The sequence below is a fragment of the Bacillus sp. FG16 genome (assembly GCF_057809515.1).
In genome coordinates this window covers 24,597-35,985 of sequence record NZ_JBMDKC010000059.1, presented here as the reverse complement: position 1 = coordinate 35,985, position 11,389 = coordinate 24,597, and the positions used below count along the sequence as shown (strand labels likewise).

At 37.4% G+C, this 11,389-nt stretch carries 12 protein-coding genes; 9 read left to right on the top strand and 3 right to left on the bottom strand.

Annotated features, from left to right (window positions below):
* Nucleotides 1–72 precede the first annotated feature (72 nt).
* Nucleotides 73–1,017 (bottom strand): iron-hydroxamate ABC transporter substrate-binding protein, encoded by a 945-nt coding sequence (locus ACODS7_RS20305; protein ID WP_029443356.1) that lies wholly within the window; start codon nt 1,015–1,017, stop codon nt 73–75.
* A 188-nt stretch (nt 1,018–1,205) separates the two neighbouring features.
* On the opposite strand from ACODS7_RS20305, the gene ruvA reads away from it, so the two are divergent.
* From ruvA to yajC, 6 genes are read left to right on the top strand one after another with little or no spacing between them, the layout of a single operon-like run.
* A complete protein-coding gene (gene ruvA / locus ACODS7_RS20300; protein ID WP_016080199.1) occupies nt 1,206–1,823 on the top strand; it encodes a Holliday junction DNA helicase RuvA in 618 nt (205 codons plus the stop codon).
* A 5-nt stretch (nt 1,824–1,828) separates the two neighbouring features.
* Entirely contained in the window at nt 1,829–2,830 is a 1,002-nt protein-coding gene (gene ruvB / locus ACODS7_RS20295; protein WP_029443355.1) for a Holliday junction branch migration DNA helicase RuvB, read from the top strand.
* Complete coding sequence (locus ACODS7_RS20290) at nt 2,827–3,027, top strand: DUF2905 domain-containing protein (protein WP_000138162.1); 201 nt, start codon at nt 2,827–2,829, stop codon at nt 3,025–3,027. Before ruvB ends, ACODS7_RS20290 begins: the two co-directional genes overlap by 4 nt.
* Nucleotides 3,028–3,046: 19 nt before the next feature.
* Nucleotides 3,047–4,099: a tRNA preQ1(34) S-adenosylmethionine ribosyltransferase-isomerase QueA gene (queA, locus tag ACODS7_RS20285; RefSeq protein WP_000354014.1), complete on the top strand. Its 1,053-nt coding sequence runs from the start codon at nt 3,047–3,049 to the stop codon at nt 4,097–4,099.
* Between the two features lie 12 nt (nt 4,100–4,111).
* Nucleotides 4,112–5,251, top strand: a complete 1,140-nt coding sequence (gene tgt, locus ACODS7_RS20280) for a tRNA guanosine(34) transglycosylase Tgt (protein WP_243168812.1) — start codon at nt 4,112–4,114, stop codon at nt 5,249–5,251.
* Between the two features lie 27 nt (nt 5,252–5,278).
* Nucleotides 5,279–5,539 (top strand): preprotein translocase subunit YajC, encoded by a 261-nt coding sequence (gene yajC, locus ACODS7_RS20275; protein ID WP_016080201.1) that lies wholly within the window; start codon nt 5,279–5,281, stop codon nt 5,537–5,539.
* A gap of 36 nt (nt 5,540–5,575) precedes the next feature.
* On the opposite strand, the gene ACODS7_RS20270 is transcribed toward yajC, so the two are convergent.
* A complete protein-coding gene (locus tag ACODS7_RS20270) occupies nt 5,576–5,959 on the bottom strand; it encodes a TIGR04086 family membrane protein (RefSeq protein WP_000349141.1) in 384 nt (127 codons plus the stop codon).
* A gap of 103 nt (nt 5,960–6,062) precedes the next feature.
* On the opposite strand from ACODS7_RS20270, the gene ACODS7_RS20265 reads away from it, so the two are divergent.
* On the top strand, nt 6,063–6,710 hold the full coding sequence (locus tag ACODS7_RS20265; protein ID WP_029443354.1) for a DUF421 domain-containing protein: 648 nt from the start codon (nt 6,063–6,065) through the stop codon (nt 6,708–6,710).
* Between the two features lie 80 nt (nt 6,711–6,790).
* Here the strand turns inward: ACODS7_RS20265 and spoVB are convergent, their stop codons facing one another.
* Nucleotides 6,791–8,350 carry a stage V sporulation protein B gene (gene spoVB / locus ACODS7_RS20260; protein WP_088115426.1) on the bottom strand — a complete coding sequence of 520 codons (1,560 nt, stop codon included), beginning with the start codon at nt 8,348–8,350 and terminating at the stop codon, nt 6,791–6,793.
* A gap of 185 nt (nt 8,351–8,535) precedes the next feature.
* On the opposite strand from spoVB, the gene ACODS7_RS20255 reads away from it, so the two are divergent.
* On the top strand, nt 8,536–8,820 hold the full coding sequence (locus ACODS7_RS20255; protein WP_000886979.1) for a post-transcriptional regulator: 285 nt from the start codon (nt 8,536–8,538) through the stop codon (nt 8,818–8,820).
* A gap of 269 nt (nt 8,821–9,089) precedes the next feature.
* A complete protein-coding gene (secDF, locus tag ACODS7_RS20250; protein WP_016077245.1) occupies nt 9,090–11,354 on the top strand; it encodes a protein translocase subunit SecDF in 2,265 nt (754 codons plus the stop codon).
* Nucleotides 11,355–11,389 lie beyond the last annotated feature (35 nt).

Genomic DNA, 11,389 nt, shown 5'->3' with positions numbered 1-11,389 from the left:
TTTTATCAAGCTGCCTAATGAAATAACCGTGTCTAACTTTTAGGGGTCACTTCATGGTGAGCTGCTTTTTTCTTATTTATTCTTAGCTAAAATTTCTTTTGCGATTTCATCAATTAGCATATCTTTTCCAATTGGATTGAATGCTTTCGTATTGAAGACTTCATTTGATACTTCATATACGTGATTGTTCTTAACCGCTTTATTGTCTTTCCAAACAGCACTATTTTTGTAGTCTTCGTAAACTTTATCAGCTTCGCCGCCAAAGTTTACAATAAACATTTGGTCAGGCTGGAATGCAACTAGGCCTTCTAGTGATACTTGCGCCATTGTTTGTTTTAAATCCGTACCTTTTGTTGCAGGAAGTTTTAAGTCGTTAAAGATGATGTCACCGTATCCGAAGCTGCCGTATACACGGAAGTTTTGCGGTGTAACTGCAACGAACATAAAGTTCTCATCTTTTGTTTTCTCTTTAATTTTTTTAGATAAAGAGTCTGCTTTCTTATCGTAGTCTGCAATCCATTTGTCTGCTTTCTTCTCTTCGTCAAATAGCTTACCTACTTCTTTAAACTTACCACGCCAGTCTTCTAAGTTTGTTTCTAGAACAACTGTAGGTGCAACTTTTTCTAGTTGATCATAAATTTTTAATTGACGGTTGTTTAAAATAATTAAGTCTGGTTTTAAAGCAGTAACAGCTTCTAAATCAACTTTAGGTGCCCAGTACCAACCAACTGCTTTTACTCCATCTAACTTGTCTGTTAAATGATTTTGGATTTTATCTTTATATGTATTTGCTGTACCAACAGGTTTGTGTCCAAGAAGTAATAGTTCTTCTGTTGATCCAGATAAGTCAACAATTCTCTTTGGATTTACTGGAATTGTAGCTTCACCTTTAGCATGTTTTACAACTTTTGTTTTCGGTTGTTCTTTTACTTTCGATTCTTCTTTTTGAGAAGAACATCCAACGATAGAAAGAACAACAAGCATAATAGTAAATAAAATAAATAGTTTACGTTTCATCCTGATGTAACCCCTTTAATTAGTATTGATAATCATTATCGACTTCTGTATATTAAGGTGCTTTAAACTTTCTGTCAATGGAAAATAACAGAAGTTTCAAGTGGAGAACATTTGTTGGGGCAGTCTCGCTTTTCTATCATTAAATATGTTAAAATGGAATACATGATTTAAGAGGGAGAGATCGTATTTTGTTTGAATATGTTACAGGTTACGTGGAGCATGTAGGGCCGGAATATGTCGTAATTGATCATAATGGAATTGGTTATCAAATTTTCACACCGAATCCGTATGTATTTCAAAGAAGTAAGCAAGAAATCCGTGTCTATACATATCATTATGTGAGAGAAGATATTATGGCACTTTACGGGTTTAAAACACGTGAAGAGCGTTTATTATTTACAAAGTTGTTAGGCGTGTCCGGCATTGGGCCAAAAGGCGCTCTTGCAATTTTAGCTTCTGGTCAAACAGGACAGGTCGTTCAAGCGATTGAGCATGAAGATGAGAAGTTTTTAGTGAAATTCCCAGGCGTCGGAAAGAAAACAGCACGCCAAATGATTTTAGATTTAAAAGGAAAACTAGCAGATGTCGTACCAGATGCATTTGTTGATTTATTCTCAGATACAGAACGTTTTGATGAGAAGAAAGGTTCATCAGCGGAGCTTGATGAGGCACTGGAAGCTCTGCGCGCACTTGGATACGCAGAACGCGAGGTTTCTCGCGTTGTACCAGAGTTATTAAAAGAATCATTAACGACGGATCAGTATATTAAAAAGGCACTTAGTCTTTTACTAAATGGTAAGAGGTGAGTATAATGGACGAACGTCTCCTTTCAGGGGAATCTGCATATGAAGATTCGGATTTAGAATATTCATTACGGCCACAGACGCTCCGTCAGTATATTGGCCAAGATAAAGCGAAACATAATTTAGAAGTATTTATTGAAGCGGCGAAAATGCGTGAAGAAACGTTAGATCACGTGCTTTTATATGGACCACCAGGTCTTGGTAAAACGACGCTTGCGAATATTATTGCAAATGAGATGGGCGTTAATGTTAGAACAACTTCAGGTCCGGCAATTGAAAGACCAGGAGATTTAGCTGCTGTATTAACAGCGCTTCAGCCAGGGGATGTATTATTTATTGATGAAATTCATCGTTTGCATAGATCAATTGAAGAAGTATTGTATCCTGCGATGGAAGACTTTTGTCTTGATATCGTAATTGGAAAAGGGCCTTCAGCACGTTCTGTACGCCTAGATTTACCGCCATTTACATTAGTTGGAGCAACGACACGTGCTGGAGCATTATCGGCACCGCTTCGTGACCGCTTCGGTGTACTTTCAAGGTTAGAGTACTACACAGTAGATCAGCTTTCTGCGATTGTTGAACGTACAGCAGAAGTATTTGAAGTTGAAATCGATTCGTTAGCTGCATTAGAAATTGCAAGACGTGCTCGTGGTACACCTCGTATTGCGAATCGGCTTTTAAGACGTGTACGTGATTTCGCACAAGTTCGTGGTAACGGAACGGTTACGATGGAAATTACGCAAATGGCATTAGAGCTACTGCAAGTAGATAAATTAGGTCTAGATCATATTGATCATAAATTACTGCTTGGTATTATTGAGAAATTCCGTGGTGGTCCAGTTGGGTTAGAAACGGTTTCAGCAACAATTGGAGAAGAATCTCATACAATTGAAGATGTGTATGAGCCGTATTTATTACAAATTGGCTTTTTACAACGAACGCCACGGGGCCGAATTGTAACGCCGCTTGCGTATGAACATTTCGGAATGGAGATACCAAAAGCATGACGGAGATGCCCAAATTACTTATTACAGCGGGAATCTTGCTCATCGTTGTTGGATTAGCTTGGAAGTTCATTGGAAGGCTTCCAGGCGATATTTTTGTGAAAAAAGGAAACGTTACCTTTTATTTTCCTATCATTACATGTATTGTGTTAAGTATTGTATTATCTTTTATTATGTATATAATAAATCGATTTAAATAAGAAATAGGTGGATATAGCTATGGATATAAATCTGTTTGATTTTCATTTACCAGAAGAACTTATTGCGCAAGTCCCGTTAGAAGATCGTGAAACATCAAGATTAATGGTGTTAGACCGTGAAACAGGTGATATTGAGCATAAACATTTTACGGACATTCTTTCTTACTTACATGAGGGGGATTGCTTAGTTTTAAATGAAACGAAAGTTATGCCTGCTCGTTTGCATGGTGTGAAAGAAGATACAGGCGCGCACATTGAAGTACTTCTTTTAAAACAAGAAGAAGGCGATAAGTGGGAAACGCTTGTAAAGCCAGCGAAACGTGTAAAAGAAGGAACTGTTATCTCTTTTGGCGAAGGGAAATTAAAAGCAACTTGCACAGGAACTGCAGATCAAGGTGGACGTCAGCTTGAATTTTCATATGACGGCATCTTCTATGAAATTTTAGATGAACTTGGGGAAATGCCACTTCCTCCATATATTAAAGAGACGCTAGAAGATCGCGATCGCTATCAAACAGTATATGCGAAAGAAATCGGTTCAGCGGCAGCGCCGACTGCGGGACTTCACTTTACAGAAGAGTTACTTGAGAAGTTAAAGCAAAAAGGCGTTCAGTTAGCATTCATTACCCTTCACGTAGGACTTGGAACATTTAGACCAGTTTCTGCAGACACGATTGAAGAACACCATATGCACGCAGAATATTACCATATGTCTGAAGAGACAGCTGCATTATTAAATCGTGTGAAAGAGAATGGTGGACGTATTATTACTGTAGGTACGACATCAACTCGTACGTTAGAAACAATTGCAACAGATCATGACGGTAAGCTTTGCGCCGCTTCTGGATGGACAGATATTTTCATGTATCCGGGATATGAATTTAAAGCAATTGATGGTTTAATTACAAACTTCCACTTGCCGAAATCAACATTAATTATGCTTGTAAGTGCATTTGCAAATAGAGATAATGTACTTCATGCTTATAATGAAGCAGTAAAAGAAAAATATCGTTTCTTTAGCTTCGGTGATGCAATGTTCGTTGCATCTCACGCTAAAATGAGAAACAAATAAAAGGAGTAAGTTATGACAGCAATTCGTTATGAATTTATTAAGACATGTAAACAAACGGGTGCCCGTTTAGGTCGTGTGCATACACCGCACGGTTCATTTGATACACCAACATTTATGCCAGTTGGTACACTTGCGACAGTTAAGACAATGTCACCAGAAGAATTAAAAGCAATGGATTCTGGCATTATTTTAAGTAATACGTATCATTTATGGCTACGTCCAGGTCATGAAATTATTCGTGAAGCAGGCGGCTTGCATAAATTTATGAACTGGGATCGTGCAATCTTAACAGACTCTGGTGGTTTCCAAGTATTCAGTTTAAGTGACTTCCGTCGTATTAAAGAAGAAGGCGTTCACTTCCGTAATCACTTAAATGGAGATAAATTATTCTTATCACCAGAAAAAGCGATGGAAATCCAAAATGCATTAGGTTCAGATATTATGATGGCATTTGATGAGTGTCCACCATTCCCGGCTACTTTTGAATATATGAAGAAATCTGTAGAGCGTACAAGCCGCTGGGCAGAACGTTGCTTAAAAGCGCATGAACGTCCGCAAGATCAAGGTTTATTCGGTATTGTACAGGGCGGGGAGTACGAAGAGCTTCGTCGTCAAAGTGCTAAAGACCTTGTTTCAATGGACTTCCCTGGTTACGCTGTAGGTGGTTTATCTGTTGGTGAACCGAAAGATATTATGAACCGTGTGCTTGAGTTTACAACACCACTTCTTCCAGATAATAAGCCTCGTTACTTAATGGGTGTAGGTTCTCCTGACTCGTTAATCGATGGCGCAATTCGTGGTATTGATATGTTTGACTGCGTACTTCCAACTCGTATCGCTCGAAATGGTACATGTATGACAAGTGAAGGTCGCCTCGTTGTGAAAAATGCGAAATTCGCAAGAGACTTCGGTCCGCTTGATCCAAACTGTGATTGCTACACATGTAAAAATTACTCTCGTGCGTACATCCGTCACTTAATGAAATGTGATGAAACGTTCGGAATTCGTTTAACGTCTTATCACAACCTTCATTTTCTGTTAAACTTAATGGAGCAGGTGAGACAAGCTATTCGTGAAGACCGTCTTGGCGATTTCCGCGAAGAGTTCTTTGAACAGTATGGCTTTAATAAACCGAATGCTAAAAACTTCTAATACATAATTTAAAAGGAGGAACAAAAGATGAATGCAGGTATGATGAATATCGTTATGATTGTTGCGATGTTTGCGATTTTCTATTTCTTATTAATTCGCCCGCAACAAAAGCGTCAAAAAGCAGTTGCTCAAATGCAAAACGAATTAGCAAAAGGTGATGCTATCATAACAATTGGTGGTTTACACGGTACAATCGAATCAGTAGATGAGACGAAAATTGTTATTAAATCTGGTGGTTCACACTTAACTTTCGATCGCAATGCGATTCGTGAAGTTGTGAAAAACTAATGTGGAAGGCCCTGCATGAAATGTGCAGGGCCTTTTTTAGTTACTTTGCTTTGACATATTTACACCGAAAATACCACCGAGTGTACTCGCTCCCATTAATGCTAATTGATAAAGTAATTGTGAGTTCGATAAAGTTTGAGAAAAGCCTAAATAGTTAACTAGAAAAACGAGTATAGTGAATGTGAGACCTGTTGTGAGACCTACTAGCCACCCTTTCCCCTGCGCTTTTTTGCCAGCGATAAAACCAGACATAAGCATAGATAAAAGAGCGAGTATAAAAATAGTAACGGCTAATGTCCCTTCGTTTATATTCGTAAACTTTAATAAAAGAGCCATAATCATGCTAGTAAGAGATGCGAGAATTAATAGTGTAATAATACCGAAGCCGATTGCAGTGGATAATTTTTTCGTTCCATCCATTTATACATTCCCCCTTTTTAATACAAGCATATTTTCCTTTTGTCTAAGTTAGACTAGTTTCTTTTTTATAGGGGAGTCTATACGTAAAAAAGGAGATGTAGAAATGGAATGGATATCAATAATTGGACGAACAATGCTTTTGTATATCATCATCTTAATTATTTTTCGTCTTATGGGTAAACGTGAGATAGGAGAGCTAAGTGTATTAGATTTAGTCGTATTTATTATGCTTGGAGAAATGGCCGTAGTAGCAATTGAAAATACAGATAAATCACTTTGGCATCAATTAGTTCCGATGACTTTTCTTATGTGCATCCAAATTATTTTGTCAGTCATTTCCCTAAAGTATCAACGCTTTCGGCATTTAATAGAAGGTGAGCCGGCTATTCTTGTAAACGCGGGAAAGATTGATGAAAAGAAGATGAGAAAGCAACGTTATAATATAGATGATTTAATGATGCAATTAAGGGAACAAGGAGTTGGGGATATTCGGGATGTAGAATATGCTATTTTGGAACCGTCTGGGAAGTTATCTGTCTTTCAAAAACAAAAAAATAAACAAGATGCATTGCAGTTTACTCTTCCTCTTATTATTGATGGAGAAATTCAATCTAGTCATTTACAAATGATTGAACATACAGATGAATGGCTTATTGAGAAATTAAAAAACTTAGGTTATAACGATGTAAAACAAATTTTATACTGTAGTTTTCAAAACGGACAATTTTTTGTTGATGTAAAAGAAAATTAGAGATTTATCCTTTGAAAGAGTAAGAATGATTGGTTTAACTAATAATCAGTGGAGATTACCCCACTGATTAAAGTTTCAACTTATTTCAAAAATGAAAGTTTACGAATGATAGGGAGACGACTTAACTCTTCTTTTCGAATGAGTTTGAAAGTGAAGAGAAGTACGATATAAACAATTGTTGTTAAAGTGATTTCCCATAATGTTTGTATGCCAAGGGAATGAGAGAAAATAATATATTTATGAAGATAAAAACCGAAGGCGCCTGCGATACCGATGGCAAGTCCGCCGAAAATATAGTCTTTTGCGTAAATGGTAAATGTAATCTTTTTTAAAACAGTAGCGTAGTGAAGAAATGTTACTGTTACAATATTTGCAGCGATAGCAAGTGCAACTCCCATCATTTGAAATTCTGGCCTTGAGGCTAGTACAAAAATAACGATTAATTTCACGATGGCGCCAATAAATGTATTCATCATTGCAGCTCTTGCTAAGTTTAAAGCTTGCAAAACAGAGGTAAGTGGACTTTGGAAATAATGAAATAAAAAGCAAGGCGCAAGAAGTTGAATGAATGCTGTTGCGCTGTCTGATCCGTACATAAGAGTTAAAATAGGAGAAGCGAATACGTATAATATAACGACAGACCATCCGCCGGTAATTAATGAAATTCGAAGTGCTTGTTGTAAACGGTGCTCCACTAATTTATGTTGTCTTTTTGCCATTGCTTCACTAATAGAAGGAACGAGCGCTGTAGAAAGAGCGTATGTAATAAAGGCGGGTAGTGATAGAAGCGGGAATGCATAACCGTTTAATATACCGTATTGCTGGGTTGCAACAGAAGCAGCGACACCAGCGATTGCTAAGCTTTGCATAACGACAATAGGTTCAAAAAAATATGAAATGGAGCCGATTAAACGACTTCCTGTAGTTGGAAGGGCAATATCCATCAGAGAATAAAATGTCCCTTTGCTTTCCTTTACAGTAGTGAAAAATCCAGAGCGTATTGATAAATGTTTTTCTCGCTGAAATAACGTGAGTAAAAATAATAAGGATGCAACTTCACCGAGAACAGCTGATAACATAGCGCCGGCTGCAGCGTATTCTATGCCGTAAGGTAAAAATAATTGAATGCATATAGCGATAATGGTAATGCGGACGACTTGTTCTAGAACTTGCGCATAAGCGCTAGGTTTCATGTTTTGTTTCCCTTGAAAGTAACCACGCAAAACAGAAGAAACAGCAATAACGGGAACAACGGGCAAAATGGCCATTAATGGATAGTACGTTCTTTCGTCGGTTAATAATGTTTTTGCTAAAATAGGTGTGAGGAACATAATTCCGATTGTTAAAATGATACTAATAACGGATGTAACAGCTAGTGATACGGTTAATATTTTTTTAACTCTTTGTTTATCGTTCACAGCTTCCGCTTCTGCTACAAATTTTGCGATTGCGACAGGAAGACCAATTTGTGTCAATGTAATTGCTAAAATGAATGTAGGAACGGCCATCATATAAAGACCAACGCCTTCTTCTCCTAAAATACGTGCCATTACTATGCGGTTGATAAAGCCGAGTATTTTTGTAATAAAGCCGGCTATCATTAAAATAAATGCGCCTTTTAAAAAGCTTTGTCTCGTCATGTTCTTCTCCTACCTTCTCAAAATCAATGGAATGATTTACAATAATTTATATGCACGTACGAGACAAGAATGACAAGCATTTAAGAGAGTGAAGTATGATAGTGCTCTTGAAAGTAGTTATTGCTGTCCATTAGAGCGGGATTAAAGCGACTTTTTCGTGCTGAAATAAGAAGGAGATGTTATAGATGTTAGATAGAGAGGCTTTGGTAGAATCATACCGCGGACAGTTACAAGTCGTTTTAGAAAGTAAAGTAGAAGAGTTTCAAATGTTCGGTTACGACCGAGTGACAGATGATGACATTTGGAAGTTTCTTAAAGTGAAAAAGTGGAAGAAGATAGACAGCGATGTTAGATTGTATGAATTAGTTAATGACGTATTAACAGTAAGTACTAATGAATATATGACATATTTAACTGTTGAAGCTTATCAAGCACCGCTTTGGTCATTTGATGAGTACGAAAATAAATAACCGACTGCAATTGGTTTGTTCTTCCTTTTGCAGTATAATGATATGTATTGATAAAGAGGAAATAATTGTGTCTAAGATTATATATAAAGGAGGTCGTGAAGAGGAAAATAAATGATGAAAGTGTAGGTAGTGTAAAAGCTTACCTATACAGCTAGTGATGAACTAGCAAAAATTATAGAAAGGAAGTCTACTAACTAGGCGTATGCACACGTATAGCAGTGAATCGTAAAAGATTTATTGAAAGTGTTAGTAGCAGAAAGAGGGTACATATGGCAAAGCGTGGTACGAGAATTGCCGCCTTTTTCCTCATCGTCTTATTAATCGGTGGAGTAATTGGTGCGGCAGGAAAAGACATAGCAAAAGGAATTAGTCTAGGACTAGACCTTCGCGGTGGTTTTGAAATTCTGTATGAAGTAAAACCAGCCAAAAAAGGTGATAAAATCGATCGAGACGTACTTGTAAGTACAGTAGGTGCTCTTGAAAATCGTGTCAATGTTCTCGGTGTAAGTGAGCCGAACATTCAAATCGAAGGGCAAGATCGAATTCGTGTACAGCTTGCTGGTGTACAAGATCAGCAAAAAGCACGTGAAATGTTATCAACACAAGCGAAATTAACATTCCGTGATGTGGATGATAACCTTCTTATGGATGGAACGGATTTAAAAGGCGGCGGAGCGAAACAAACGTTTGATGAGCAAGGCCGTGCGAGCGTAGGTCTTACACTGAAAAGCGCTGAAAAATTCCGTGCAGTAACTGAAAAGATTTCAAAAATGCCACCACCAACGAATTTAATGGTAATTTGGCTTGACTTTGAAGAAGGAAAAGATTCATATAAAGCAGAATCTGCAAAACCGAATCCGAAGTTCTTATCAGCAGCAACAGTAAGCCAAGTATTTAACCAAGCTGAAGTATCTATCGTAGGTGGAAACTTCACAGTTGAAAGTGCGAAACAACTTTCATCTTTATTAAATGCAGGTGCACTTCCTGTTGATTTAAAAGAAATGTATTCAACATCTGTTGGAGCGAAATTTGGTCAACAAGCATTAGATCAAACAATTTTCGCTAGTGCGATTGGTATCGCTCTTATTTTCTTATTTATGCTTGTGTATTACCGTTTACCAGGGCTTGTAGCTGTAATTATGTTAGGTCTATACATTTTCGTTACATTACTTGTCTTTAACTGGATGCATGCGGTTCTGACATTACCAGGTATTGCCGCATTAGTGCTTGGGGTAGGTATCGCAGTTGATGCGAATATTATTACGTACGAGAGACTGAAAGAAGAGCTGAAAATTGGTAAGTCCATGATGTCAGCATTCCGAGCTGGTAACCATCGTTCCTTAGCAACAATTCTAGATGCGAACGTTACGACTCTTGCAGCTGCAGGTGTGTTATTTGTATATGGTACAAGCTCAGTTCAAGGGTTTGCAACAAGTTTAATTGTAAGTATTTTAGTCGGTTTCATTACGAACGTATTCGGTACTCGTTTCTTACTAGGTTTACTTGTAAAGAGCCGTTACTTCGATAAAAAACCAGGATATTTTGGTGTGAAACAAAAGGATATTATTCCTTTAACAAAAGGTGTAGTACATCCACCAACGAAATTTGATCGTATTAACTTCGTAAATATCGGTCATAAATTCCTTATCTTCTCAATTGTAGTTGTAATTGCAGGTGCAATTATCCTGCCAATTTTCAAGTTGAATCTTGGTATTGACTTTGCAAGTGGCACACGTATGGACTTGCAATCAAAACAAGCAGTTACTGTAGCTGATGTTCATAAAGATTTTAAAGAGTTGAACATTGATGTGAAGGAAGAAAATATTGTACCGACTGGGGATGACAATAAAGGTTTCGCAGTTCGTACATTAGGTGTTTTATCAAAAGATGAAATTGCGAAAACAAAAACATTCTTCCATGATAAATATGGTACGGATCCAAACATAAGTACAGTTTCACCGACAATCGGTAAAGAGATTGCACGAAATGCATTTATCGCTGTACTAATTGCTTCTGCAGTTATCATTTTATACGTAAGTATTCGATTCCGATTTACGTATGCGTTATCTGCAGTGCTTGCGTTACTACATGACGCATTCGTTATGGTTGTTATGTTTAGTATTTTCCAATTGGAGGTAGACTTAACGTTTATCGCTGCAGTACTAACAATCATCGGTTATTCTATTAATGACTCGATTGTTACATTTGATAGAAACCGTGAATTATACAAACAGAAAAAACGAGTGCGCGATATAAAAGACCTAGAAGAAATCGTAAATGCAAGTATTCGCCAAACGCTTGGTCGTTCGATTAACACCGTATTAACAGTGTTACTCCCAGTAATTGCACTGCTTATCTTCGGTAGTGAGTCACTACGTAACTTCTCGTTTGCGTTGCTTGTTGGATTAATTGTAGGTACGTACTCTTCTGTTTTCGTTGCCTCTCAAATTTGGTTAATGCTTGAAAACCGTCGTTTGAAAAGAGGTAAAAACAAGAAGAAGGTTGAGAAAGTAGAATCTGAACCGCAAGTATAGAAAAGATGATGTCTCTTTATGAGGCATCTCTTTTT